This is a genomic window from Streptomyces sp. ME19-01-6 (assembly GCF_033793745.1).
In the GTDB taxonomy this organism is placed as follows: Bacteria; Actinomycetota; Actinomycetes; order Streptomycetales; family Streptomycetaceae; genus Streptomyces.
In genome coordinates this window covers 683,221-707,858 of sequence record NZ_JARAXF010000004.1, presented here as the reverse complement: position 1 = coordinate 707,858, position 24,638 = coordinate 683,221, and the positions used below count along the sequence as shown (strand labels likewise).

19 protein-coding genes and 1 pseudogene are annotated in these 24,638 nt (G+C 71.4%); 7 read left to right on the top strand and 13 right to left on the bottom strand.

Annotated features, from left to right (window positions below; all coding sequences use genetic code 11):
* Positions 1 to 196: 196 nt before the first annotated feature.
* Positions 197 to 430, top strand: a complete 234-nt coding sequence (locus tag PV419_RS13290) for a hypothetical protein (protein WP_319688157.1) — start codon at positions 197 to 199, stop codon at positions 428 to 430.
* Between the two features lie 95 nt (positions 431 to 525).
* On the opposite strand, the pseudogene PV419_RS13285 reads toward PV419_RS13290, so the two are convergent.
* Positions 526 to 2,044 (bottom strand): annotated as a pseudogene (locus PV419_RS13285) (arginine--tRNA ligase).
* 134 nt (positions 2,045 to 2,178) lie between these two features.
* Between PV419_RS13285 and lysS the strand changes: the two are divergent.
* Positions 2,179 to 3,939 carry a lysine--tRNA ligase gene (gene lysS, locus PV419_RS13280; RefSeq protein WP_319688156.1) on the top strand — a complete coding sequence of 587 codons (1,761 nt, stop codon included), beginning with the start codon at positions 2,179 to 2,181 and terminating at the stop codon, positions 3,937 to 3,939.
* A gap of 125 nt (positions 3,940 to 4,064) precedes the next feature.
* Here lysS and PV419_RS13275 read toward each other — a convergent pair whose 3' ends face one another.
* The 3 genes from PV419_RS13275 to PV419_RS13265 form a co-directional block, all read right to left on the bottom strand.
* Positions 4,065 to 5,540: a DUF2637 domain-containing protein gene (locus PV419_RS13275; protein WP_319688155.1), complete on the bottom strand. Its 1,476-nt coding sequence runs from the start codon at positions 5,538 to 5,540 to the stop codon at positions 4,065 to 4,067.
* 119 nt (positions 5,541 to 5,659) lie between these two features.
* Positions 5,660 to 6,409, bottom strand: coding sequence for a hypothetical protein (locus tag PV419_RS13270; RefSeq protein ID WP_319688154.1), 750 nt, complete (start codon positions 6,407 to 6,409; stop codon positions 5,660 to 5,662).
* 123 nt (positions 6,410 to 6,532) lie between these two features.
* The gene (locus tag PV419_RS13265; RefSeq protein WP_319688153.1) at positions 6,533 to 7,486 is read right to left on the bottom strand and encodes a DUF3558 domain-containing protein; all 954 of its coding nucleotides are present in this window, start codon (positions 7,484 to 7,486) and stop codon (positions 6,533 to 6,535) included.
* Positions 7,487 to 7,666: 180 nt separating this feature from the next.
* Between PV419_RS13265 and PV419_RS13260 the strand changes: the two genes are divergently transcribed.
* On the top strand, positions 7,667 to 8,860 hold the full coding sequence (locus PV419_RS13260) for an RtcB family protein (protein WP_319688152.1): 1,194 nt from the start codon (positions 7,667 to 7,669) through the stop codon (positions 8,858 to 8,860).
* Between the two features lie 78 nt (positions 8,861 to 8,938).
* On the opposite strand, the gene PV419_RS13255 is transcribed toward PV419_RS13260, so the two are convergent.
* Positions 8,939 to 9,694: an SDR family NAD(P)-dependent oxidoreductase gene (locus tag PV419_RS13255; protein WP_319688151.1), complete on the bottom strand. Its 756-nt coding sequence runs from the start codon at positions 9,692 to 9,694 to the stop codon at positions 8,939 to 8,941.
* A 207-nt stretch (positions 9,695 to 9,901) separates the two neighbouring features.
* Here PV419_RS13255 and PV419_RS13250 point away from each other — a divergent pair, with 207 nt between their 5' ends.
* The gene (locus tag PV419_RS13250) at positions 9,902 to 11,047 is read left to right on the top strand and encodes a hypothetical protein (RefSeq protein WP_319688150.1); all 1,146 of its coding nucleotides are present in this window, start codon (positions 9,902 to 9,904) and stop codon (positions 11,045 to 11,047) included.
* On the opposite strand, the gene PV419_RS13245 is transcribed toward PV419_RS13250, so the two are convergent.
* Positions 11,022 to 11,357 (bottom strand): YnfA family protein, encoded by a 336-nt coding sequence (locus tag PV419_RS13245; RefSeq protein ID WP_319688149.1) that lies wholly within the window; start codon positions 11,355 to 11,357, stop codon positions 11,022 to 11,024. The genes PV419_RS13250 and PV419_RS13245 overlap by 26 nt on opposite strands.
* Positions 11,358 to 11,528: 171 nt before the next feature.
* On the opposite strand from PV419_RS13245, the gene PV419_RS13240 reads away from it, so the two are divergent.
* The gene (locus PV419_RS13240) at positions 11,529 to 13,793 is read left to right on the top strand and encodes a hypothetical protein (protein ID WP_319688148.1); all 2,265 of its coding nucleotides are present in this window, start codon (positions 11,529 to 11,531) and stop codon (positions 13,791 to 13,793) included.
* On the opposite strand, the gene PV419_RS13235 is transcribed toward PV419_RS13240, so the two are convergent.
* The 4 genes from PV419_RS13235 to PV419_RS13220 are packed head-to-tail and all read right to left on the bottom strand — an operon-like array spanning position 13,790 to position 19,212.
* Complete coding sequence (locus PV419_RS13235) at positions 13,790 to 14,857, bottom strand: NlpC/P60 family protein (RefSeq protein WP_319688147.1); 1,068 nt, start codon at positions 14,855 to 14,857, stop codon at positions 13,790 to 13,792. The two genes, PV419_RS13240 and PV419_RS13235, sit on opposite strands and share 4 nt — an antisense overlap.
* Positions 14,858 to 14,877: 20 nt before the next feature.
* A complete protein-coding gene (locus tag PV419_RS13230) occupies positions 14,878 to 15,360 on the bottom strand; it encodes a poly-gamma-glutamate biosynthesis protein PgsC/CapC (protein ID WP_319688146.1) in 483 nt (160 codons plus the stop codon).
* Positions 15,357 to 17,030 carry a poly-gamma-glutamate synthase PgsB gene (gene pgsB, locus PV419_RS13225; RefSeq protein WP_319688145.1) on the bottom strand — a complete coding sequence of 558 codons (1,674 nt, stop codon included), beginning with the start codon at positions 17,028 to 17,030 and terminating at the stop codon, positions 15,357 to 15,359. The genes PV419_RS13230 and pgsB overlap by 4 nt, the downstream gene beginning before the upstream one ends.
* A gap of 7 nt (positions 17,031 to 17,037) precedes the next feature.
* Positions 17,038 to 19,212: a HAMP domain-containing protein gene (locus PV419_RS13220; protein ID WP_415925297.1), complete on the bottom strand. Its 2,175-nt coding sequence runs from the start codon at positions 19,210 to 19,212 to the stop codon at positions 17,038 to 17,040.
* A 281-nt stretch (positions 19,213 to 19,493) separates the two neighbouring features.
* Here PV419_RS13220 and PV419_RS13215 point away from each other — a divergent pair, with 281 nt between their 5' ends.
* Positions 19,494 to 20,534, top strand: coding sequence for a hypothetical protein (locus tag PV419_RS13215; RefSeq protein WP_319688143.1), 1,041 nt, complete (start codon positions 19,494 to 19,496; stop codon positions 20,532 to 20,534).
* Between the two features lie 40 nt (positions 20,535 to 20,574).
* Here the strand turns inward: PV419_RS13215 and PV419_RS13210 are convergent, their stop codons facing one another.
* Together PV419_RS13210 and PV419_RS13205 are read right to left on the bottom strand one after the other, a co-directional pair.
* Positions 20,575 to 22,059, bottom strand: a complete 1,485-nt coding sequence (locus PV419_RS13210; RefSeq protein WP_319688142.1) for an MFS transporter — start codon at positions 22,057 to 22,059, stop codon at positions 20,575 to 20,577.
* Between the two features lie 63 nt (positions 22,060 to 22,122).
* Positions 22,123 to 23,166, bottom strand: a complete 1,044-nt coding sequence (locus PV419_RS13205) for a zinc-dependent alcohol dehydrogenase (protein WP_319688141.1) — start codon at positions 23,164 to 23,166, stop codon at positions 22,123 to 22,125.
* A gap of 283 nt (positions 23,167 to 23,449) precedes the next feature.
* On the opposite strand from PV419_RS13205, the gene PV419_RS13200 reads away from it, so the two are divergent.
* A complete protein-coding gene (locus tag PV419_RS13200; protein ID WP_319688140.1) occupies positions 23,450 to 23,959 on the top strand; it encodes a MarR family transcriptional regulator in 510 nt (169 codons plus the stop codon).
* Positions 23,960 to 24,000: 41 nt separating this feature from the next.
* Here PV419_RS13200 and PV419_RS13195 read toward each other — a convergent pair whose 3' ends face one another.
* The gene (locus tag PV419_RS13195) at positions 24,001 to 24,603 is read right to left on the bottom strand and encodes a TetR/AcrR family transcriptional regulator (protein WP_319688139.1); all 603 of its coding nucleotides are present in this window, start codon (positions 24,601 to 24,603) and stop codon (positions 24,001 to 24,003) included.
* Positions 24,604 to 24,638: the final 35 nt, after the last annotated feature.

Below are 24,638 nucleotides of genomic sequence, written 5' to 3'. Positions count from 1 at the left end.
GCGATCGCGCACGCCCGGCGTGGGTGTTTGTCACCGCACCCGCACCGGCCCCCTGACACCTGTCGGGGGCTGGGTGGATGCGACCCGTGACCGTCCTGTCGTAGAGGGCAGTCGGGAGCGCGACGAGGTGCGAACGACCGAGCGTACAAGCTCGGCCGTTCACGGCCGAGAAGGTGACATCGGGAGGTTGGACACCATGACCATCACCATCCCGGAGCTTGGCATCTGCGAGGTCGTCTCCAAGGGCAACAGCATCAAGGACACGAGCGAGATGGTCGGCTGGTACGCCGACGCAGCATCCCTGCCTATCTTCTGGTCGACCCCCGAGACGGGACCTGGACCCTGTACACCGTCCCTCGCGATGGCGCCTACCAGGGCGTACTCCACGGGCTGTACGGGGAGGACGTCGAAGTCCCGGCGCTCGGCGTGAAGATCTCCACCAGAGGCTTCACTCAGTACGCATGACGGCGGCGCCGAACCAGTGACCTGGTCCGGCGCCGCCGTCATGGGGCCGCGCGGAAGCGCTCAGAGGCGCTCGGGGGTGCGGATGCCGAGCAGGTCCATGCCCTGGTGGAGGGTGCGGGCGGTCAGGTCGCACGGGAAGAGGCGGTTCTCGACCTGGGCTGGGCCGCCCTCGGCTTCAGGACCGGGCACTTGTCGTAGAAGGTCGTGTAGTGCGAGGCCAGCTGGTACAGATACGCGGCCAGCTTGTGCGGCTCGTGGCCCGCCGCGACCTCCCGCAGCGTCTCCGCGAACTGGTCCAGGTGCAGGCCCAGCGCCCGCTCGGCAGGGGCGCAGGGGCAGCTCGGGGTGGGCGACCGGCTTCTGGCCCTCGGTGGCGAGGCGCAGGATCGACTGGATCCGGGCGTACGCGTACTGCAGATACACCGACGTGTCGCCGTTGAGCGAGACCATCTGGTCCAGGTCGAACTTGTAGTCGCGGGCGGCCGAGGTAAACAGGTCCGCGTACTTCACCGCGCCGATGCCGACCTGGGTGCCGCGCTCGGCGATCTCCTCCTCGGTGAGGTCGATCTTCCCCTCGCTCTTCTCACGGACGACGGCAGTCGCCCGCTCGATGGCCTCGTCCAGCAGGTCGATCAGCCGCACCGTCTCGCCCTCACGGGTCTTGAACGGCTTGCCGCCCTTGCCGAGAACCGTGCCGAAGGCGAGCTGGTAGGCGTGAGTCTTCTCGTTCAGCCAGCCGTACACCAGCGAGTCGGCCTGCAGGTTCAGGACGCGGTCCCGGATCGCGGACAGGTCGGTGGCCGCGTAGCCGAAGCCGCCGTCCGACTTCTGGACGATCAGCGGCACCGGCTTGCCGTCCGGGCCCTTGACGTCGTCGAAGAAGACGCACAGCGCGCCCTCGGAGCGCACCGCGATGCCGGACTCCTCCAGCAGCCGGCAGGTCTCGGCCAGCATGTCGTTGTAGCCGGACAACCACCCGGCGCCGGGACCGCTCCTTGAACTCCTCGTCGGAGTCGAAGAGCGCCCGCGCGGCCTTGTAGAGGCGGTTCAGGTTGGACATGGCCTCCTCGCCGGAGGCGGCCAGGTCCTTGTCGGCCTTGTGGTCCAGCTCGTGCGGGTGCTCGATCAGATACTGGATGAGCATGCCGAACTGGGTGATCACCGCCGAGCGCAGATGGCCGACGTGCATCTCCTTGGCCACGTTCGGCTGGGCGTAGTCGACCACGGTCGTGCCGGGGCGCTCCGCGTACGGAACGCCGAGGCGGGGGTCGGCTGCGCGGGCGGCGAGGGTCTTCTCGATCGCCCCGTCCGTCACCGTGATGTTGAGGAAACCGGGGCCGGAGACCTCGATGTCCGCGATCACCTCGCCGGCCGGCAGGCTCTCCACCACCTTCGCGGCCAGCTCGCGCGGGTTGCCCTTGAGCTTCTTCGCGCGCGCCAGCATCCCGTTGGCCTGGAAGTCGGCCCGGTCGCTACGTCGCAGCAGCGGGTCGGCGGCGCCGGCCTCCGGCAGGGCGGCCGAGAGGGCGTCCGTGAGACGCTGGTGGACCGTGGCGGCAAGGGATGGGACCGAGGCCATGGGAGGTATGCCGTGCCGATAGATGGTTGGATGCACCTCAGTATTTCACGGCGTGTCCAACGCTTTGTCCGGCGCTTCGGCCCCCTGTGGAAAACCTTTGGGGGCCTCGTTCCGTCTGGGACAATGGTCTGGCCATGACCGCAAGGAAGGAAGTGCCGACCGTGGCTCAGAGCACCGAGACCGACTGGGTCTCCCGATTCGCCGACGAGGTCATTGCCGAGGCGGAGCGTCGCGCCCCCGGCAAACCTATCGTCTGCGCCTCGGGCCTCAGCCCGTCCGGCCCGATCCACCTCGGCAATCTGCGCGAGGTCATGACCCCGCACCTGGTCGCCGACGAGATCCGGCGGCGCGGTTACGAGTGCGTGCACATCCTGTCCTGGGACGACTACGACCGGTATCGCAAGGTCCCGGCCGGGGTCGACCCCTCCTGGGCCGAGCACATCGGCAAGCCGCTGACCTCCGTCCCGGCCCCGCCCGGATCCCCGCATCCGAACTGGGCCGAGCACTTCAAGGCGCCGATGATCGAGGCGCTGAAGGAGCTGGGCATCGAGTTCCACGGCATCAGCCAGACGGAGCAGTACACCTCGGGCGCGTACCGCGAGCAGGTCCTGCACGCGATGCGCCACCGCGGGCAGATCGACGCCGTGCTGGACCGCTACCGCACCAAGGACAAGGCCAAGGCTGGGGCTGGGGCGAAGAAGGCCGCGGGGCAGCAGAAGCCGGTCGACGAGGCCGAGTTGGAGGCCGCCGAGGGCTCCGGCGCGGCCAGTGAGGACGACGGCAGCGCGGGCGGCGCGGGCTACTACCCGTACAAGCCGTACTGCTCGGTGTGCGAGCGCGACCTGACCACGGTCACCTCGTACGACGACGAGACGACCGAGATGGCGTACACCTGCGCCTGCGGCCACGGCGAGACCGTCCTGCTGCGCGAGCACGACCGGGGCAAGCTGGTCTGGAAGGTCGACTGGCCCATGCGCTGGGCGTATGAGGGCGTGGTCTTCGAGCCCTCGGGCGTCGACCACTCCTCGCCCGGCTCCTCGTTCGTGGTCGGCGGGCAGATCGTGCGCGAGGTCTTCGGCGGCGAGCAGCCCATCGGCCCGATGTACGCCTTCGTCGGCATCAGCGGCATGGCCAAGATGTCCTCGTCCAAGGGCGGCGTGCCGACCCCGGCCGACGCGCTGGAGATCATGGAGGGGCCGCTGCTGCGCTGGCTGTACGCGCGCCGTCGGCCGAACCAGTCCTTCAAGATCGCCTTCGACCAGGAGATCCAGCGGACCTACGACGAGTGGGACGCCCTGGAGCGCAAGATCGTCGAGGGCACGGCCCAGCCGGCGGACACCGCCGCGTACGGCCGCGCCACCCGCACCGCCTCCGGCGAGCTGCCGCGCACCCCGCGTCCGCTGCCGTACCGGATGCTCGCGTCGGTGGTCGACATCACCACCGGCCATGACGAGCAGACGTTGCGCATCCTCAGCGAGCTCGACCCGGAGAACCCGGTCAAGTCCCTGGACGAGACCCGGCCGCGGCTCGACAAGGCCGAGCGCTGGATCAACACCCAGGTCCCGGCCGAGCAGCGCACCCGCGTCCGGGACGAGCCGGACACCGAGCTGCTCGCCTCGCTCGGCGAGACCGAGCGCGAGTCGCTGCGGCTGCTGCTGGACGGGCTCGACACCCACTGGTCGCTGGACGGGCTGACCACGCTGGTGTACGGAGTGCCGAAGCTCCAGGCCGGGCTCGCGGCGGACGCCAAGCCGACGCCGGAGCTGAAGGTCGCGCAGCGCACGTTCTTCGCGCTGCTCTACCGGCTGCTGGTCGGCCGCGACACCGGCCCCCGGCTGCCGACGCTGCTGCTGGCGGTGGGCGCCGACCGGGTGCGCAAGCTGCTCGCGGCCTGACAACCCTCCAAGGCGCCTCCAAGGCGCCTCCAAGGCGCCTCCAAGGCGCGTCAGCGCTTCTCAAGCGCCGGGCGGGCCGGACTCCTCGGGAGTCCGGCCCGCCCGCGCTGTAGCGGATGGATGCGTTACGGGATGGACTCGGTCCCCATCTCCAGCTTGTAGCGCTCCTTGCAGTCCTCCAGGTGCCTGCGCACATCGCCGTCGTTGAGGTCGGTGATGCCGTACCTCTCGCGCAGCAGCCGGCCGAACTGGTAGGGGGAGGGGAACTTGCCGTTGTTGGTGACGTGCTGGCGGAAGGCCCCGTAGTACGCCTCGTCGCGCGGCATGTCGTCCGGCAGGTTCGCGGGCGGTATGGCTCCCTCGGAGAGCTCGGGCTCGCCGAAGGGCTCCAGTCCCCGCTGGGCCGGCACATACGGGACCTGGCTGCTGGTGCCCTGCCCGCCCAGCGCGCGGACACGGCCCGGGCCGACCGGGACGGTCAGCTGCGCCCCGGCGGCCTGCGCCTCGTCGGTCTGCGGCGGGAACTGCTGCGTCTGCGGCTGCTGGGCCGCCTGGGCCTCGGGCCGCGGCTGCTGGGTCTGGGGCTGCTGCCCCTCGTCCTGCGCCTGCGCCTGCGGCTGCCCGGCCGCCGGATGCCCCGCGGCCTGCTCGAAGCCGGTCGCCGCCCGCCCGTCGTGCTCGGGCGTGGCCGGCTGCTGGTACCCCTGCTGCTGGTACACCGGCAGGGGGAAGGAGAGCGGAAGCTCACGCTCCTGGGCCCCGGCCCGGTCCGCCCCCGCGGCCCCGACGGCCCCCTGCGCCCCCGCGGCCCCGGGAATCCCACCGGCCCCGGGAATGCCAACGGCACCGGCAGCCCCGGGAACGCCCGCGTTCCCGCCCCCGTAGGGCAGCGCGGGCAGCGCCGCAGGCGTCAGCTCGGCCGGATCCAGGCCCGCCGCCGCCAGCCCCGCCGGGGCGGTCTCCGCCAGCGGCACCCCGTAGCGCGCCAGGCGCAGCGGCATCAGCGACTCCACCGGGGCCTTGCGGCGCCAGGCGCGCCCGTAGCGGGCCCGCAGCCGGGCGCGGTAGACGAGGCGGTCCTGTTCCAGCCTGATGACCTGGTCGTAGGAGCGCAGCTCCCACAGCTTCATCCGGCGCCACAGCCGGAAGGTCGGCACGGGCGCCAGCAGCCAGCGGGCGACGCGGACCGACTCCATGTGCCGGTCGGCGGTGATGTCGGCGATCCGCCCGATGGCGTGCCGGGCGGCCTCGACGGAGACCACGAACAGGACCGGGATGACGGCGTGCATGCCGACGCCGAGCGGGTCGGGCCAGGCGGCCGCGCCGTTGAAGGCGATGGTGGCGGCGGTCAGCAGCCAGGCTGTCTGGCGCAGCAGCGGGAAGGGGATCCGCAGCCACGTCAGCAGCAGGTCGAGCGCGAGCAGGACGACGATTCCCGCGTCGATCCCGATGGGCAGGACGTTGGCGAAGGCGCCGAACCCCTTGTCGTGGGCGAGGTCGCGCACGGCGGAGTAGGAGCCCGCGAAACCGATCGCGGCGATCACCACCGCTCCGGTGACGACCACCCCGATCAGTATGCGGTGCGTACGTGTCAACTGCATCGCGGCCACCCGCGACCCCTCCCCCGTGCTACGGCATTCGGCGCCCCAGCGTCGCATACACGTCAAGGGCGGTGGACGGGAAGGGGGTCGCAACGGCTCTGACCGACGGCCGGTAGCGGTTACGCGGCGCTGCTGCTCGCGCCGCTGCCCGCGCTGCCCGCGCCGCTCGCGCCGCCCTTTTCGGCGTCCTTCTCGACGGAGGCGACGACCTCCCTGGCCCCGGTCTGGGCGTCCTTGAGCAGCGCCTTGGGGTCCGGGGTCTTCTCGTCCTCGTAGCCCGCGCCGTTGTACTCGAGGGTCAGGACCACGTTCGCGACGCGGACCACGATGGTCTGGTTCCGGAACTCGTCGCCGTCCTTCTTCGACTCCGTGCTGACGGTGGTGGCCGCGTCACCGATGCCGGACACCTGCCCCGTCTTGGCGTTCTTCGCGCCGTCGGAGCTGGTGGCCTTCTGGGCCTGGTCGGCGGCGTAGGCCTGGGCGCGCTTGTCGCCGGAGCCCAGCGACAGCTCGGATCTGAAGAGTTTGAGGGAGACGGTGAGCTGCCGGTACTTGAACCCGTTGAGGCCGGTCCACAGGCAGCTGGCGGACTGGTTGGCGTCGGCGGAGGGCAGTTCCTTGCCCTTCTTGCTCTCGGCCTTCGGGACCAGCTTGTCGATCGTCTTGGCGGACAGGGTCGGGCAGACCGCCGGGAGCTTGCTGTACTTTGCTGCCGCGACGGTCGGCGTCGGGCTGGGCGTGGCCGACTTCGACGCGCTGGACGAGTCCTTTGAGTCCTTGTCGGAGCCGGAGGAGCAGCCGGCGACGAGCACCACCGGTACGGCTGCGCTGACGAATATACGGGCGAGTCGAGGGGCTGTTCGGTGCATGGGTCCTTCGCTCGTTCTCGGTCGATGGGCGGCCGTCCCGCCCTCGTCATGAGACGGCACGGTACGCGGCCAATGCGCGCACGGCCCAATTCGGGCGCCTTGCGCAACACCCCGTCCACCGGTCTACTCGTTGAGCCGCCCGGTCAGCTCCTGGGCCAGATCTTCGGCGTTGACCTGCAGTTCTTCGCTGCTGGGAATGTGCTTCTTGTTGGTCGACCACTGGTCGTACTCAATGGTGGCAATCACATTCGAGGACCTGAAGACGACGGTGACATCGCGGTGGATGCCGGAGTCGCTGGTGATGAGCTGGTCGTCGAGGAAGGCGTCGTCGGCGAGGTCGTCCAGGCGGCGCGGCGCGGCGGTCTTTGAGGTGTCGGAGTCGCCGCCGGAGGCGTCGGTGCCCGGCTCTTCGGTGCCGGAGGCGTCGGGCGTGGCGCCCTCGACTTTGGCACCGTTTGTCTTGGAAGCGTCTTTCCCGGAGCTGTCGTTCCCGGAGCCGTTCTTCCCGGCGTCGTCTTTCCCGGAGTCGGAGGAGGCCGACGCGGACCCCTTCGGGGTGTCCTCGTCCGACGACCCGGAACCGGAGCCGGAGGGGGCGCTGGGGGTGTCCGAGGCGCCCGGGACGTGCGCTGCGGTGGCCTTCTTCTCGTACCGCTCCTTCGCCTGGTCGTCGTCGCTGACCGTCGGGTCGTACGAGACGACGCGCTCGAAGTCGAGCGTGAGATAGCGGGTGCCGCTCCCCGTCTCCAGCTTCCAGCGGCAGCCGACGCGCCGGTTGGTGTCGTAGGTGACGGTGGCCTGGCCGTCGTAGACCGGGTCGTCCTCGTCGGCGCCGGGCAGCAGCTGGCGCAGCGTCTTGGCGTCGACCGCGCCGCACGCCTCGGGGAGGGTGCGGTACTTGCCGGGCGCGGCGGCGGCCGGCGCCCCGGAGTCGCCGGGCTTGCCGTCGTCGAGGCCCGTGTGTGAGGCGGTGCTGGTGCAGCCGCTGAGGCCGATGGCGGCGAGTACGGTGGCGAGCACGGCGGCGGCCCGTGCGGCACCCGGTACGTACGCCCTTCGCTGCTGCGCTGGCTGCACTGTCCCCGTCCCTTCAAGATCTCCGAGCGAACACAGAGGGAAAACTGCTTGCCGCCCGTGGGCGGGGCCTGCAGACAATGTCTATCGCACGCGCCGCCACGTCCGCCGGTCGCCCGCCGACATCGGGGGCCTTGGTCCGGCTTTTGCGTTTTCGGTCTTCTATGGGGGAATGAGTAAAACATGTCGTATGTCGAGCTGCCCGGGGCGCGGGTTCCGATCCGTATGTGGACCGATCCCGCGACGGTCGAAGGTGTGGCCATGCAGCAGCTGCGCAACGTCGCGACGCTGCCGTGGATCAAGGGCCTGGCCGTGATGCCGGATGTGCACTACGGAAAGGGCGCCACCGTCGGTTCGGTGATCGCGATGCAGGGCGCCGTATGCCCGGCGGCGGTGGGCGTGGACATCGGCTGCGGCATGTCGGCGGTCCGGACCTCGCTGACGGCCGAGGACCTGCCCGGGGACCTCTCGCGGCTGCGGTCGCGGATCGAGCAGGCGATCCCGGTCGGCCGCGGGATGCACGAGGATCCGGTCGACCCCGGGCAGCTGTACGGATTCTCGGCGCCGGGATGGGACGACTTCTGGGGGCGGTTCGGCGAGGTCGCCGAGGCGGTCAGGTTCCGTCAGGAGCGAGCCGTGAAGCAGATGGGTTCGCTCGGCTCCGGTAACCACTTCATCGAGTTCTGCCTCGACGAGTCGGGCTCGGTCTGGCTGATGCTGCACTCCGGTTCCCGGAACATCGGCAAGGAGCTGGCCGAGTACCACATCGGCGAGGCCCGGAAGCTGTCGCACAACCAGGGTCTGGTCGACCGCGACTTGGCGGTCTTCATCGCGGACACCCCGCAGATGGCGGCGTACCGGCACGATCTGTTCTGGGCGCAGGAGTACGCGAAGTACAACCGCGCGGTCATGATGGCGCTCTTCCAGGACGTCGTCCGCAAGGAGTTCAAGAAGGCCAAGCCGGTCTTTGAGCCTGTCATCTCCTGCCACCACAACTATGTGGCGGAGGAGCGCTACGAGGGCATGGAACTGCTGGTGACCCGCAAGGGCGCGATCCGGGCGGGCAGCGGGGACTACGGGATCATCCCCGGTTCGATGGGCACCGGTTCGTACATCGTCAAGGGCCTGGGGAACCAGGCGTCGTTCAACTCGGCCTCGCACGGCGCGGGTCGGAAGATGAGCCGTAACGCCGCGAAGAAGCGCTTCTCCACGCGGGACTTGGAGGAGCAGACGCGAGGCGTGGAATGCCGTAAGGACGCCGGGGTCGTGGACGAGATCCCGAGCGCGTACAAGCCGATCGAGAAGGTGATCGACCAGCAGCGGGACCTCGTCGAGGTGGTGGCGAAGCTCAAGCAGCTGGTGTGCGTGAAGGGCTGACGCCCGCCCGGGTGCCGCGAGACGACGGCCCGCCCCGGTGTCGTACCGGGGCGGGCCGTCCGCGTGTGCGTGAGGGGGTCAGCGCTCCCGGTGCACCTTGTGCTGGGCTGCCTGCGCGCGGGGGCGGATGACCATCAGGTCGATGTTGACGTGCGAGGGCCGGGTGACCGCCCACTCGACGGTGTCGGCGACGTCGTCGGCGGTGAGGGGCTCGGCCACGCCCTCGTAGACCGCGGCGGCCTTGTCCTCGTCGCCGCGGAAGCGGTTCAGCGCGAACTCGTCCGTCCGGACCATGCCCGGGGCGATCTCGATCACCCGCACCGGGTCGCCGCACAGCTCGAGACGGAGGGTGGCGGCGATGGCGTGGGAGCCGTGCTTGGCGGCCACGTAACCGCCGCCGCCCTCGTAGGCGACGTGGCCCGCCGTGGAGGACATCACGACGACGGTGCCGTCGCCGGAGGCGATCAGCGCGGGCAGCAGGGCCTGTGTGACATTGAGCACGCCCACCACGTTGACCTCGTACATCGCCCGCCAGTCGGCCGGGTCGGCGGTCGCGACCGACTCGGTGCCGAGGGCCCCGCCCGCGTTGTTGACGAGCACATCACAGCGGTCCAGGCCCGCGGCGAAGGCGTCCACGGCGGCGCGCTCGGTCACATCCAGCGCGTACGCCTCGGCCTCGTGCCCGGCCTCGGTCAGCTCGGCGGCGAGGGCCTCGACGCGTTCCTTGCGGCGGGCGGCGAGGACGACGCGGAATCCGGCGGCGGCGAGGCGGCGGGCGGTCGCGGCCCCGATCCCGCTGCTCGCACCGGTGACGACTGCGGTACGGGTGGTCATCAGCCCTCCTGAGGCGACGTGTTGGGCGGGATCAGCGCATGTGCGATGTGCTTGTCATCCATACGCAGGATATGACGTACAGATTTGCCGCCAATCGGGGGACTGAAGATCGAAATCCGCTACGGCGGCAAGGGCCCGGGGAAGGGTGCACTGCGTCCGGCGCACTGCCAGGCCGGAGCCCCCTGTGCCAAGGAGTGAATACAGCCCATGACCCAGCACATCAGATTCACCCAGCTGCCCCGTCGTGCCCTCCGACGCTGGGGTGTCGCATCGGCCGGCGCCATCGCGGCCGCGGCACTCGTCACCGGTGCGCCGACGGCCGCCTGGGCGGCCGGCAGTGCCACCCCCGGCCCCCACTCGGGGGCAAGCAGCAACTGCCAGCAGGGCCACGAGGGGCAGCACGGGAACGGCCACGACAACGGCCGTGAGCATGAGAACAACGGTGAGCACGAGAACGGCGAGCACGACAACGGGCGCGAGCACAACAACGGCCGTGAGCACGACAACCGCCGTGAGCACGAGAACAAGGGCGAGCACGAGAACGGCGAGCACAACAACGGGCGCGAGCACAACAACGGCGGGCAGTACGGCGGCGGCCAGAGCCGGAGCCTCGCGCAGCCCTCCGCCGGCCAGGCGATGCATGAGGAGAACGCCGCCGAGCCCGAGGGTTACCAGGGCGACGACTACCGCTCGCTCCCCGTCGCCGGCCCGGCGTACGCCGGCATCGCCAAGTACACCGCCGGTCTCGCGCAGCCGTACGGCGCCGCCGAGTCCGACGCCGCCGCGAAGCCCCGCCAGGAGGCGCGTCACGGGGACGAGAACCGTCACGGGGACGAGAACCGTCACGAGGACGAGAACCGCCACGACAAGGGCGCACGCCACGACGACGAGCACAAGCGCGGCGGAGACCCCGTGACGCTCGAGGAGGCTGTCGAGATCGCCGAGTGCGAGGTCGGTGGCCGGGCCGTCAGCGCCGAGCTGGAAGACGCGTGCGAGGAGGAGGACGAGGCCAACAAGGGCCAGGCACACGACCAGGACCACAAGCGCGAGGACTCCAGGCGCAAGGAGGACTCCCGCAAGGACAACCACGGCAAGTACCCGCAGCAGCGGACCGCCGACAACAACAAGGACCGGGACCGGGACGACAAGACCCGGGACCACAAGAGCTGGGAGGACAAGAAGCGGGACCACGAGGACCCGCGGCACGAGCAGTCCAGGAAGCAGGTCTGGGACGTCGACGTCAAGCGCGGCCACGAGGTCTGGGAGGTCCTGATCGACCCGGACACCGGCTGCGTCCTGAGCGTGACCCGGGAGGCGGACGAGGTCGTCACCGACCACGCGGCGAATACATGATCACAGCCACGCCGACCAGGCAGATGAGCGCTCCGGCCACGTCGAAGCGGTCAGGGCGGTAGCCGTCGGCGACCATGCCCCAGGCGAGCGACCCGGCGACGAAGACGCCCCCGTACGCCGCGAGGATGCGGCCGAACTCCGCGTCCGGCTGGAGCGTGGCCACGAACCCGTAGGCGCCCAGCGCGATGATCCCGGCGCCGGCCCACGCCCATCCCCTGTGCTCGCGCACCCCTTGCCAGATCAGCCAGGCGCCTCCGATCTCCAGAAGGGCGGCCAGGCAGAACAGGGCAACGGAGCGTGCGACGAGCATGGGGGAAGGGTACGGGGGGCCGGTCGGCCACCTAGAAAATTCCGAGCTCTTATGAGAGCGACGGCCCATTACAACGGTCATTATTGATCAATTACAAATCTTGCTGGCTAACTGGGTAATTCCCCTGCTATAACTCGAATTTGGGTTGGCGCTAGGGGGAGGGGCAGCCCGATGGCCGGTGGGAACGGGGTCCACGTACACGGCGATGTCGAGGGACAGGTCGTCGTCGGCGATCGCAACGTCGTGATCAACGCCGAGCGCGGCTCCTCGGTGACCGTGCGGAGCGAGCCGCCGCCCTCGGCCCGCCGCCGCGCCCGCCCCGCGGGGCGCGCACTGCCGCACCGCGCGCCCGAACTGCTGGGCCGCGAAGGGGAACTGGCGGCGCTCCGGCGGTGGCTGTCGCAGGGCCACCCGGTGCAGATCTGCGGCCCGCCAGGCGTCGGCAAGTCCGTACTGCTGCGCCGGTTCGCGGCCGACGCCGCGGCCCGCGGTCAGGACGTGGTGTATCTCCCGGCGGCCGGGGCGCCCGTCGACGACCTCGTCCAGGAGCTTTTCCAGGCGTGCTACGAGGCGCCCGACTACAAGCCGGCGCCCGCGGTGACACAGCAGCTGATGGCGTCGGTCCACGCCCTGGTCGTGGTCGACGACTTCCAAGGCTCGGCCGAAGACCTGACGGAGCTGGTGGCGGCCGCGCCCGGGTGTGACGTCCTGGTGGTCACCGCCGAGCGCCAGGAGTGGGCCGAGGGGCGGACCCTGCGCCTGGACGGGCTGCTGGAGGAGCCCGCGCTCGCGCTGCTCACCGAGGAGCTGGGCCGCCCCCTGCGGGGCGATGAGCGGGACGCGGCAGAGCGGCTGATCGCCACCGTGCGCGGCCACCCCCTGACCCTGGTCCAGGCCGCCGCGGCTCTGCGCGCCGCGGGGCGTGCGGGGCCCGGTGGTCCTGCCGGTCCCGCCGGGCCTGCCGAGCCTGCCGGACCTCCCGGGCTTGCCGTGGACGAAAGAGCGCTCGCCGTTGGGCTGGCGGGTGAGCTCAGTGATGGGGCGGGCAAGCTCTTGCGCATCCTGTGCGCCGTCGATCCCCTGCCGCTGTCCCCGGCGCTCCTGTCCGTGATCGCTGCCGGACCAGCCGGACCAGCCGGACCAGCCGGCGCTGCCGGACCCGCCGGTGCCGCCCGAGTGGACCGGGGTGCCGTCGCGGAGCTGGAGGTTCTGCGTCTGGCCTCCCCGGAGGGCGGCGGCTTACGCGCCACGGGTCGGCTCGCCTGCCTGGTCGCCGAGCGCACCGGTCCCGCCCAGGACCCGGCCGGCCTCGCCGCCGCGCTGGTGGGCTGGGCGCGGGGGGCCACGCGCCATGACCTGGCCGCCGAGTCCGCCGTGATCCGCCGCGTTCTGGAGGTGGCCGCGCTCGCGGGCGGCCATGAGGCCGTCCGCGACCTCGCCCGCTTCACGGCCCCCGCCCTGGCCCGTTCGCTGCGCTGGGGGGCCTGGCGGCAGGTCCTGGGCCTCGGCGCGGGCGCGGCCCGCGCGCTGGGAGCCGCCGCCGACCTGGCGTACTTCACCCATGAGGAGGAGGCGCGCAGACGGGCCCTCGGCCTGGCGGTCGGGGTCGCGGCCGGCCTGTCCTTCGGCGTCGGCACGGCCGCCGGCCACCTCGGCGGCCCCGCCTCGGGCCACGCCGCGAGCCAGGCGGTGGGCCACGCCGCGGGCCATGGCTCGGCCGCGGCCGGCAAGTCGGCGCTGAGCTCGTTCGCGGCAAACCCGGTCGCCATCGGGACGGCGGCGGCCCTGCTGGTGGCGGGTGGCGTCTTCGTGGCGTTCGCGGGCACGGGAAACGAAAGCCCCCGCGCCGATCCCACCAGCTCCATCACGACCCTCGGCCCGACCCGCGCCCCAAGCCCGACCACCTCCGCCACCCCGACCGCCACGGTGACCACCGGCTCGCCCCCGACGAGCGCCGCCCCGACGACCACCATCGCCCCCGCCACCGCGACCACTCCCGTGCCCACCACCGGGCAGCCCACCTACGGCCCCGGCCAGTGCCCGCCCGTCGACCTGTCCGTCGACCCCTTCGGGCCGGTGGCGGCTGGGCAGCAGGACAGCAAGAGCGTCACCTGGACCAGCTACTGGGAGTGCGACGACGAGAAGACGCTCACCGTCAGCGACCCGAGCGCCTGGCGTGTCCGCGCGACCTCATGCCCCGCCACCCAGAAACCAGGCCCCCCGAGGTCCGCCTCCGGCAACTGTGTCTTCGAGGTCGTCTTCATCCCTCCCGCGTCCGCCGAGCCGGGCACCACATACACCGCGGAGGTCAGGATGCGCGACGACTGGGGCCATGTGGCGATGACCCTGTCCCTCAGCGGCAGCACCGCCTCCGCCCTTCCCACCGGCCCCGCCGAGACCCCCTCTTCGCCGCCGTCCGACCCCGTCGGCGGCTAGAGCCGCTTCGCGCTGCGGAGCAGTTGGGCGTAAAAGCCGTTGCCGTCGATGCGCGAGGCGCCGCCCTTGTCGCCCATGGTGGGGCCGTTGACCTCCTTGCGGCTGGAGATGAACACCCGGTGGCCGTCGGTGTCCACGCCGAGGTACAGCGCGACGTGGTCCATGTGGTTCCCCGTGCGGTGGTCCATCTTGAAGAAGAGCAGGTCGCCGGGTTGCAGCACATCGATGTTGGCCGGGCGCTCGTACCAGGGCGAGGGTCCCTGCAGCTTGATGATGTCGGTGCCCACCTGTGAGCGGGCCATGCCATCGGCGGTGCGCGGCAGCCCGTCCCCGACGGTGTTCGTGGCCCTCAGCGGGTAGCGGGCGCGATATCCCCACACCATGCGCATGAAGCCGGAGCAGTCCAGCGCGCGGTAGCGGTCCTTGCGCGGCTGCATCGTGGTGCCGTCCCGGAAGGTGTACGGGATGCCCAAGTAGTCGTAGAAGTCGTTCTGTTCCAGGCGGTCCACACCGTCCTGCTTGAACGGCCCGAAGACGGCGTCACCCGCGTACGGTATGCCCTCGTCGTCTTTCTTGACCGGCGAGCCCTGGCTGTACTGGAAGGCGATCGCGAAGATGTCGTCCTCCTCGCTGCCGTAGTACTGCTTGAACCAGTCCTTGAACCACTGCTCCTTCTCCGCCCCCTGGCGCCAGGGCTCGGGCATCAGCCGCACCCAGTCCTCCGTCACCACGCGGGACTTGGTGTTGGCGGGCTCGGAGAAGGTGCGGCTGGCGCCCTTGAGGGTGGCGGTGCGGGCGCCGTCCGTGAAGGTGGCGAGCACCTGGCCCTTCGAGCCGCGCAGCACGGTGCGCTCCGGGTTCTTCAGCCGCTCCCAGGTCCGGGCCCCGGTGTCCTGGGCGCTGGTCTCCAGCTGCGGGTCGTCCGTGACCTTCTGCACCGCCGGGGCCTTGGAGTCCTCCTCCTTCCGCAGCTCCACGGTCAGATAGGCGCTGGTGCCGAGCAGCGCGAGTACGGTCACGGCGTGCAGCACGCCGCGTTTCTTCGAGGTCTTCTTGGCAGACATGGTCGGCTCCGATGGTGGGGTCAGGCGGACGGCATGACGCCGAGCAGGATCCCGGCGGTGAGGACGACATACGCCATGAGCGTCACCGAGCCGGTGGCCAGCAGCGTGGGCCCCTTGGGCTGGCGCACCAGCTGGTAGGCGATCAGGCCGGGGACGATGAATCCGAGCGTCTGGTTGCTGTACATCAGCGGGAACTCGATGGTCAGCGCGATCATCACGGTGGCCTGCAGCAGCACGCCGGTGAGCACGACCGCCGCGAACAGCCGCTTGCCGTAAAGGATCACGAAGCGCTGCAGCAGCAGGACGCATACGTAGGTGAGGACCGTGACGCCGACGACCATCGCGGCGCGCTGGAGGTCCTCGACGAGGGTGAGCGCGAGCCAGCCCGGAGTGATCATGCCGCCGGGCGAGAGGTTCGTCGTCAGATAGCAGACGAGCGAGAACATGAGCCCGAGCGCGATACCGAGCGCGGCGATCTCTGGGGTGAGGACGGAGGGGATCAACGCGGCTCTCCTGAGCTGTGCCACTGCTGGTCTTCGGCGGGGGGCTGGTCTTCGGCAGCGGGCTGGTCTGCTGCGAGGGGCTGGTCTGCTACGGAAGGCTGGTCCGCTACCGGGGGCGGGTCTGCCATGAGGGGCGTGGGCGGTACTCGGGGCTCGAAGTAGCCGCGGGGGCGGGCCTGGCCGTCGTGCGCCGTCGGCTGCGGGGTGTGCTGCCGCTGCGCGTAGCGCGTCTCGTACGCCTCCGGGTACCGCTGGTAGGGGTCGATGCGGGGCGCGTACAGCTGCATCGTGTCGACGTGTTCGGGCAGGGCGGGCCGGGCGGGCAGGGCGGGCCGGGTCGGCTCGGTCGGCCGGGTGCCCCCGGCATCGGCCGGGGCGTCGGCGGGCGCGGGGGTGCCGACACCGTCGCCGGCGCCGTGGGCGCCGGCCCTGGCGCTGCTCCCGGCACTGGTCACGGCGCTGGGCTCGTCGGGGGACTCGTCGGGGGACTCGTCGGGCGGGAGCTCGGCGAGGTGCTCGAGGAGCAGTTCACCCTGGCCGTGGATGTTGCCGATGGCGACCAGCGAGGAGTTGGGCCCGAGCATGCCGAGCATCTGCGCCATGAACTCCTCCGGGTCGCGCCGGTCGCCGCCGAGATCGACGGCGCGCGAGCGGTACGAGGCCGGGATGGCGTCGATGGCGGACTTGGCCGGGTGGCCGATCACGAAGACGTGCTCGGGGTCGAGGTCGGGGATGATCTCGCCCATCTGGCCGTTGCGTTCGACGCGGTCGGGGCGGCAGTTGATCACCACGTTGAGCGGGCGGTGGATCGCGCCGAGGTCGAGCAGCTGGTTGATGTTCATCAGCGTCGACTCGGGGTCGTTGGCCGCGAAGACGTTGGCGAAGCGCAGCCGCTTGCCCTCGTCGGTGCGGTAGCGCTCGACCGACAGCACGCCGGGGTCCGGCGGCGCGTCGTACATGCCCTGCAGGGCCACCTTGCGCTCCACACCGAGGAGTTCGGCGACGGTGAGCGCGATCGCCACGTTCTCCTTGAACGTGAACCAGCTGAAGCCGCGCAGCTCCTCATCGGTGACCGTCTCCGGATCCGCGTAGATCAGACGGCAGTTCCGGGCGTCGGCCTCCTCCTGGAGGATGTGCAGGCGCTCCTTCTCGGCGGTGACGCAGATCCCGTCCTCCGGCATGGAGCGGGACAGCGAGCGCGCCACATCGTCCAGGGTGGGGCCCATCTCGGCGAGGTGGTCCTCGCGGACGTTGCACAGCACGCCGATCGTGGAGCGGATCAGCTTGGACTGGTTGATCTCCTGCAGGGCCGGCATGACGGCCATGCACTCGATGACCAGCGCGTCCGGGCGGTACGCGGCGGCGCGTCGCACGATGCCGATCTGCTCGACGACGTTGGCGATACCGAACTTGCGGTAGACCGGCTCCTCGGTGGCGTCGGGGTGGATGAACCGGGCGGCCGTACCGGTGGTCTTGGCGACGGTGACCAGGTCGCCGCCGCGCAGCGCGCCCGCGCACAGCCGGGTGATGGACGACTTGCCGCGGATGCCGTTGACCAGCACCCGGGTGGGGATGTTGTCCAGGTTGGCGAAGTGCCGCCGCTGCTCCACGACCCCGGCGACCAGCAGTATCGCGCTGCACACCATGAGCACGGTGTAAAGGAAGAGCACGGTGTTTTCAGTTCCTTCCGGCGAGGGACCGCGCGCCGTCGCGCCCGCGCTGCTGCCCCTGCAGCTGCTGCCGGATGAGCTCCAGGCTGCGGACGACGGCGCCGACCTCGTCGTGGTGGCGCGGGAAGAGGACGGTACGCCGGTCGCCGTCCGCGAGCGCCTCGGCCTGGTCGGCGAGCGCGCGCAGCGGGCGGACGACCACGATGTGCAGCCAGCCCAGGCAGGCCGCCGCCGCGGTGAGGCCGAGCAGCCCGACGAGCACGGTGCGGTTCTGCAGGGTGTACGCGGGGATGTCGAGCCGCGACGCGGGCTGCCAGCTGACAACGCTCCAGTCGAGGACCTTCGCCACGCCGCCGCCCGTCATCGGGGCCGCGGCCGCGATCCGCACGTCGTCGCCGCGCTGGACCTTGGCCTGCGCCTGCTTGCCGTCGACCAGTGGGGACAGGTGCCCGGGCATCTTCTGGAAGGCCAGGTAGCCGGTGTTCCCGGCGATGACCCGGCCCTTGGCGTCGACCACCCGGACCTGGCCGAGGCCGGCGCGGCGCAGCAGCGCGTTGACGAAGTCGATGTCGAACTCGCCCACGACCGCGGCGCCCGCCCGCCCCTGGAGGGGAGCGGTGGCGCGGATGAGGGGCTTCTTGCCGCCGTGCCCGGACAGCTTCAGGGGCTGGTCGGAGGGGCGCTCGCCGGACGAGTGGTGGGGCTCGTGCCCGGCCCGGGCCAGCACCTCGCCGTCGCCGCCGACGACGTAGACGGACGCGTAGCGCGGGTGTTCCTCGATAGTGCGTTCCAGTACGGCCGTCATGTCGTCGGCCGAGGTGCGGTCGCCGATCAGGGCGGCGACGGCGGACAGGTCCGCGTGGCCCTCGTTGAGCGCCCGGCGCACCCGGTCGCCGATCGTTTCGGTGCGCGCCTTCTGATCCATGACCACCTGGGTCGGGATGCGTACGGAGGAGTCCGGGCGGTTGAGCAGCAGGGTCAGCGGGACCGACCAGGTCAGCAGCAGCACGGCGGAGACGGCGACCAGGGCGCGGGTGCCCAGGCGCCGGCCGCGGCGCGCACCGGACGCGCCCTCCGCACCCTCGGGGGACTCCCCGTGCAGCTGCTGCCGCAGCCGCTCCAGGGCGCCGCCGATGCGGGCGGCCTCGCCGAACCGGGGCACGGTCACCGGGCGGGCCAGGTCGCCGCGGGTGAGCCGGCGGCTCTCCAGGAACAGCCGGATCAGGGGGCGCTGGACGGTGCCGAGCAGCACCGCGATGGCGAGTGCGCCGATGACCAGCAGCGCACCCGCGGCGGCCAGCCCGAACGCGGGCCTGGCCAGCTGGGAGGCGCGCTCGGTGACGCCGACCTGGGTGACGATGCTCAGCCCGAGGTCGCTGGCCACCGTGGACTCGCCCGGCTCGGCGGCGGCGAGCGAGGCGTAGCCGCCGACGGTCCGCCGGTCGCCCGAGGCGTCGCCGGTGAGGCTGCCGCTGACGCCCGCGTAGCCGCCGGCGCCCGGCTCCTTGGCGCTGATGGGGTTCTGCCGGGACTTCCTGGCGGCGGTGGTGGCGAACGTCTTCAGCTCGCGCTGTGCCCGCTCGCTGTCGAGGGCCCCGTCGCTGCTGAGGATCGTGCCGGTCGCGTCCACGACGCCGATGGCGCGGTCCTCGGCCAGGCGCATCCCGGGCACCTTCAGGTTGCTGGAGGCGATCAGGAGCTGCTGGGGCCGGCCCTCCCAGGAGAGCAGGGCGAGGGCGATCAGCCGGGTCTGGCCGTTCTTCAGCCGGACCAGGCGGGGCGCCAGGCCGTCCTTGCCGGAGAGCTTGGTGCGGTCGATCACGGTGAGCGGCACGGTCTCGCCCCGGGCGGCGAGCAGCTTGCCCGACCTGATCTCGATGACCGCGGTGCCGCTCCACTTCTGGTAGACGCTGCCCGTTTTGTCGAGCACGGCGTCGGCGGAGACGGGCTTGCCCTCGCTGAAGAGGATCGAGGTGCGGTTGAGGTCGGTGACCGACTCGTCGAGCGAGGCGCGCAGTGCGACGGCCCCGTCCTCGGCGAAGTGCTGCTGGGAGGTCAGCACGGCCTTGGGAACGAGGACGTTCTCGGTCTTGCCGAAGGTGAGGGCGGTGATTCCCGCCAGGGAGAGGAGCAGAGCCGAGAGTACGGCTATGGGAGGACGAATGCCGCCTATCAGCGACATATCAGCCCGTCGGCGGATCTTTCGCCGCCGCTTCGGCGCCGAAGCGGCCACGGGGGCTCCTCTCTGGAATTGCGTGGGGGTGTTCGCGCCGCTTCGAGGGCGCGCCAACGCGCGAGCCCCCCGGGCGCGCGGCCGCGCGTAAATACGCGACCCGTGGGGATTGGATCAACCAGAGGGGTTGAAGGTTGTGTGAGGAGAGGAAAATGTGAGTCAGATCGCTCGATCCCGAGCGCTGCTGATCGATGGCCGGAACCCGTTGCCCCGCTATCGTCCGATTCATCATGAGAGCCGACTCCACCATGAGAGCCGACCGCCCCCGGAAGACCACCCGCGCCGCCCCGAAGACCTCTTCCGCCGCTCGGAAAACCCGCTTTGTCATCGGCGTCGCGGCGCTCACCGCCGTGGCCGCCCTGCTGACGACGGTCCTCGCCCTGCGCGGCGACAGCCGCGACGACGGAACCACCGCCCCCAAGGCGGGCACCGACCTCGAGCGCCGGATCACCGACTACACCGCCCGGTTCGGCGCGGACACCGGCTATCTGCCGCCCAAGCGCTCCGACCGCCAGGGCGTCGCCCGCGCCGTCGGGCTCCTCCTGGACGGCCACCGCGAACAGGGCGCGGCCCGCCTCGACGCCCTGGACTTCGACCTCCGTACGATCACCGACAGCGCCACCGGTCGGCGCTACGCCGAGATCGCCGACCGTACCGACACCGGCCCCGCGCCGCGCGGTTGGGGGCGCGTCTACCTCGACCTCTCGGCCCCCGTGCGGTGGTCCGTCCAGATCCCGCACCCGGTGGCGGACGCCCGTACCGAACAACTGGGCGTCGGCGTCCTGCGCTCCACCCCCGGCGGCGCCCTCGTGCTCGCGGGCGCCCACCGCGACGCGGGCGCCGGTGACGCGGCCGACGTGGCCCACCGGCGCTACACCGTCTTCTCCGCCGTCTGCGCCGAACTCGCCGAACGCGGGCTCCCCGGCATCCAGATCCACGGCTTCGCCGACGACTCGGCCCCCGACTACGACGTCATCGCCTCCACCGGCCGGGCCACCCGCGAAAGCCGCACCGACGCCCGTACGCTCGCGAGCGCCCTCCGCGCCCGGGACTTCACCGTCTGCCGCGCCTGGGTCCGCTCCTGCCCCCTGGAGGGCCGCACCAACGAACAGGGCCGCGCCGCCGCGGCACAGGACAGCACCTTCCTGCACGTCGAATTCGCCAACGCGGTCCGCACCGACCGCAAGGAGGCCGCGCGCGCCGTCGCGGCGATGAACGTGGTGACCGCCCGCTGGTCGAAGCGGACTCCCCACCCGGACGCGACCGGCTGACCGGCCGCGCCCGGGTGGCCCCCAACGACGCGGACGGGCGTTACGGCGTCGTCCCCAATGCCTCCGCCGACTCGGCCGGATCCGTGGCGGCAGGCGCCGCCTGTCCGGCGGCGGCTCGCCGGAGCGGTAGGAAGGAGGCGAGGGCGAAGGCGAGGAGGGCGGCGCCGGCGCCGATGGCCATGACCACCTTGAATCCGTTCTCGGAGGTCAGGGCGTGGCCGTGGAAGTCGGTGGTCATCTGGGCCAGGATGACGCCGGCGACGGCGCTGGCGAAGGAGGTGCCCAGGGAGCGCATCAGAGTGTTCAGGCTGTTGGCGGCGGCGGTCTCGGAAGCCGGGACGGCGCCCATGATCAGGGCGGGCAGCGCGCCGTAGGTGAAGCCGACGCCGCCGCCGATGACGCAGGACACCAGGATCAGGTGCCAGACCTCGGACATCAGCACGATGTTCAGCCCGTAGCCGGTGGCCACGATCAGCGCGCCGATCATCAGCGTCACCTTCGGGCCCTTGGCCTTGGTGACGGCGGCGGAGACCGGGGCCATGGCCATCATGACCAGGCCCTGCGGGGCCAGGACCAGGCCGGCGGTGAGCATGGACTTGCCGAGACCGTAGCCGGTCTGCTCGGGCAGCTGGAGCAGCTGCGGCAGGACCAGGGACATCGCGAACATCGAGAAGCCGAGCGCGATCGAGGCGAGGTTGGTGAAGAGCACCTGGCGGCGGGCGGTGCTGCGCAGGTCGACCAGCGGCTGCCCGGTCCGCAGCTCGTACGCTCCCCAGGCGAGCAGGACGACGACGGCGGCGGCGAGCAGGCCGAGGGTGGTGGCGCTGGTCCAGCCCCAGTCGGCGCCCTTGGAGACGGCCAGCAGCAGGGACACCAGCCCGGCGGACAGGCCGAGGGCGCCGAGCAGGTCGAAGCGTCCGCCGGTGCGCACCTTCGATTCGGGCACGATCACGCCGACGAGCGCGAGGGCGACGGACGCGAGGGCGGCCGAGATCCAGAACAGGGCGTGCCAGTCGAAGTGGTCGGCGATGAACGCGGCGGAGGGCAGGCCGAGGGCGCCGCCGACGCCGAGGGAGGCGCTCATCAGCGCGGTGGAGCCGGCGAGCCGCTCGGGCGGCAGCTCGTCGCGCATGATGCTGATGCCGAGCGGGACGACGGCGGCCGCCAGGCCCTGCAGGGTGCGTCCGACGATCATCGGGACCAGGGACTCGCTCAGCGCGCAGACGACCGATCCGGCCACCAGCAGCACGAGGCTCACCAGCAGCATGCGGCGCTTGCCGAACATGTCGCCGAGGCGGCCGACGACCGGCGTGGCGACGGCGGCGGCGAGCAGCGTGGCGGTGACCGCCCAGGTGGCGTCCGACGGCGAGGCGTCGAGGTACGTCGGCAGCTCGGGGACGATCGGGATCACCAGGGTCTGCATCAGCGAGACGACGATTCCGGCGAGGGCCAGCACCGCCACCACGGCGTTCGGCCTCGGCGGGGCGGAACCCCCGGCGGCGGGTCGGGCGAGGGCGTCGGACATGGCAGGGGCCTCCAGGGGACAGGACATACCAAAAGGGTTGAGTGGCGTGAGCAAGTTGTGGAGCTACGGCTGCCCGTCGAAGGTGACGACGACCTTCTCCGCGGCCCCCGGCGTCAGGGCGAGTTCGAAGGCCCGCTCGACCTCGGAGAACGGCACGCGGTGGCTGATGAGCTTCGCGAAGCGCTCCTGGTGCTCGACGAGTTCGGGAGTGACCTCGAAGATCTCGGTGGGGTAGCCCTGAGAGGCGACGAGGGTCAGCTCGCTGCGCAGCATGCCGCCGAGGTCGATGGCGTCGGACTTCTTCTGCACGGCCACCATGGCCAGCTTGGCGCCCCACTTCGCGGATTCGACGGTGGTGTTGAAGACGGCGGGGACGCCGGCCGCGTCGATGTAGATGTCGGTGCCGGCCCGCGGCTGGCCGAGCGCGTTGGCCGCCCGGCCGTGCAGTTCGGTCAGCCGGGCGGTGACGTCCTCGGCCGCGGAGTCGATGACCGCGTCGGCGCCGACGGCCAGCGCCGTGCGGAGGCGCTCGGGAATGACGTCGGCGACGACCACGTGCTCGACCCCGCGCAGCTTCAGCCAGATGACGGCGCCGAGACCGATGGGTCCGGCACCGAAGACGACGACCTTGTCGGTCGGCTTCGCCTCGGACCGGTTGACGCAGTGGCGGGCCACCGCCATGGGCTCGTTGAGCGCGGCGACGTCGAAGGGCACGGTGTCGGGGAAGGCGGTGACGCTCCTGCCGACGACGGCGTCCTCGATGAGCAGGTACTCGCTCATACCGCCCAGCGCGCCCCCGCAGCCGATGATCCCGGAGGGGGCGCCCTGCGGATCGACGACCACGCGATCACTCACCTCCAGGCCCCTGACCTCGGCGCCCACCTCGACGACCTCGCCCGCCGGCTCATGGCCCAGCGGCAGCGGGACCATCGACCCGCCGGGCCCGAAGGGGACTCCGCCCAACTGGAGGAAGTGGGTGTCGGTGCCGCGGATACCGCAGGCGCGGGTCCGTACCAGGGCGTCCTTGGTGCCGGGGGCGGGGCGTTCGGCGTCGACGACGTCGATCTTGTGCTGCTCGCCGGTCCGGACGGACTTCATCGTGGTCATGGCGGGGCTCTCTTTCCAAAGGGGCGGGGGCACCGGTGTCGCCGGGCCCGGCGGCGGACAGGGGGTTCCGGCCGCCGGGCCCGGGGATCGCGCCGACCCCCGTCCCCACGGGTTCGGCGCCTGTCGGGGCCCTCTCCGCTCTCGGTGGCCCCGGTCCGGGTGCCCACGGCCGGGGGTGCCGTGGGCTGACTTGCTTGACTCAGGCAAGCATGAGGACTTACTTGAGTCAAGCAACTTTGTGGGATTTTGCTTGACTCAGTCAAGTAGCTGTTACGGTGGCCCCATGTCCACACCGTCATCCGCAGGGGCGCCCGTCTCGACCGACGTGATCGCGATCGAGCGCGCCCTGACGCGCATCGCCTACCTGGCCGGCCGGGCCCGGCAGCACGAGCGCCTGATGGCCCTGGCCGGACTGTCCCTGGACCGGGCCGCCGTGGCGATCCTGCGGCACATCGCCGAGAGCGAGCCGCTGCGCCCGGGAGTGCTGGCGGTCCGGCTGTCCGTGGAGGCCTCCCATGTCACGCGGCAGCTGGGGCAGTTGGAGAAGGCCGGCTATGTGATCCGCATCCCGGACCCGGACGACCGCCGCGCCCAGCGCGTCCAGCTCACCGACGCCGGCCTGGCCGCGGTCGAGCGCATCCGGGAAGCCAGCCGCCGCGGCATGGCGATGGCCCTGGCCGACTGGTCGCCCGAGGACCTGGGCCAGCTCGCCGGACTCTTCCACCGCCTGGCCGACGACTTCGTCACCCACGCCGAGGCGGACGTCGAGGTCCCGCCCCCGGCCTCAGCCTGACGGGGTCAGTGCCGGCTGGGGTGATCGCTCCGGCGAGCGACTCAAGATTCCGGATCAGTGCGGGCACCCAGGTTGGCCAGGTAGTCGTCCAGGAGCTCGACCTGCCGCTGAGGCGGGAACGCCGCCGGGTCGAACAGGGCCTGGACCACCAAGCCGAGAATGAAGGACCCGGCGCCGGCCGCGATGTGCGCGGGGTCGCCAGGGGGCAGCTCGCCGAGCTCCTGGGCCGCGGCCACTCGCTCGCTCAGCCTGTCGCGGCTCTGGGCGTACTTGCGGGCGTAGTCGGTGCTCAGGGCGGGGTCGGAGAGCGCGGCGTCCCAGGAGGAGACCCAGATCCGGTTGCTGTCGGTGGCCGTGGGAGTCAGCGGCAGGATATCGAGCAGCGCGTCCCTGAGGGCGGCCAGACCTTTGCCCGTCTGGCGGCGGGGACGGGAGATCGTGCGCTGTTCGAGGAGGTCGAGGGCGTACTCCACCAAGGCGTGTTTGGTGGGGAAGTAGTGCGTCAGCAGACCGGTGGTCGCGCCGAGTTCGGCGGCGACGGCGCGCAGGGTCAGGCCGGCGAAGCCGCGGGTGGCCATCACCTTCCAGACGGCTTCGGAGACATCGCGGCGGCGGGCCTCGTGATCTCCCTTGGTGCGTGGCATGCCGCCACGGTACATTGCCGTAACGCCTGTTATGT

Excerpts from the sequence above, each read along its gene's own strand:
- PV419_RS13290 (WP_319688157.1), top strand. The coding sequence starts at position 197 with ATGACCATCACCATCCCGGAGCTTGGCATCTGCGAGGTCGTCTCCAAG.
- lysS (WP_319688156.1), top strand. The coding sequence starts at position 2,179 with ATGACCGCAAGGAAGGAAGTGCCGACCGTGGCTCAGAGCACCGAGACC.
- PV419_RS13275 (WP_319688155.1), bottom strand. The coding sequence starts at position 5,540 with ATGCAGTTGACACGTACGCACCGCATACTGATCGGGGTGGTCGTCACC.
- PV419_RS13270 (WP_319688154.1), bottom strand. The coding sequence starts at position 6,409 with ATGCACCGAACAGCCCCTCGACTCGCCCGTATATTCGTCAGCGCAGCC.
- PV419_RS13260 (WP_319688152.1), top strand. The coding sequence starts at position 7,667 with ATGTCGTATGTCGAGCTGCCCGGGGCGCGGGTTCCGATCCGTATGTGG.
- PV419_RS13255 (WP_319688151.1), bottom strand. The coding sequence starts at position 9,694 with ATGACCACCCGTACCGCAGTCGTCACCGGTGCGAGCAGCGGGATCGGG.
- PV419_RS13250 (WP_319688150.1), top strand. The coding sequence starts at position 9,902 with ATGACCCAGCACATCAGATTCACCCAGCTGCCCCGTCGTGCCCTCCGA.
- PV419_RS13245 (WP_319688149.1), bottom strand. The coding sequence starts at position 11,357 with ATGCTCGTCGCACGCTCCGTTGCCCTGTTCTGCCTGGCCGCCCTTCTG.
- PV419_RS13240 (WP_319688148.1), top strand. The coding sequence starts at position 11,529 with ATGGCCGGTGGGAACGGGGTCCACGTACACGGCGATGTCGAGGGACAG.
- PV419_RS13235 (WP_319688147.1), bottom strand. The coding sequence starts at position 14,857 with ATGTCTGCCAAGAAGACCTCGAAGAAACGCGGCGTGCTGCACGCCGTG.
- PV419_RS13220 (WP_415925297.1), bottom strand. The coding sequence starts at position 19,212 with ATGTCGCTGATAGGCGGCATTCGTCCTCCCATAGCCGTACTCTCGGCT.
- PV419_RS13215 (WP_319688143.1), top strand. The coding sequence starts at position 19,494 with ATGAGAGCCGACTCCACCATGAGAGCCGACCGCCCCCGGAAGACCACC.
- PV419_RS13210 (WP_319688142.1), bottom strand. The coding sequence starts at position 22,059 with ATGTCCGACGCCCTCGCCCGACCCGCCGCCGGGGGTTCCGCCCCGCCG.
- PV419_RS13205 (WP_319688141.1), bottom strand. The coding sequence starts at position 23,166 with ATGACCACGATGAAGTCCGTCCGGACCGGCGAGCAGCACAAGATCGAC.
- PV419_RS13200 (WP_319688140.1), top strand. The coding sequence starts at position 23,450 with ATGTCCACACCGTCATCCGCAGGGGCGCCCGTCTCGACCGACGTGATC.
- PV419_RS13195 (WP_319688139.1), bottom strand. The coding sequence starts at position 24,603 with ATGCCACGCACCAAGGGAGATCACGAGGCCCGCCGCCGCGATGTCTCC.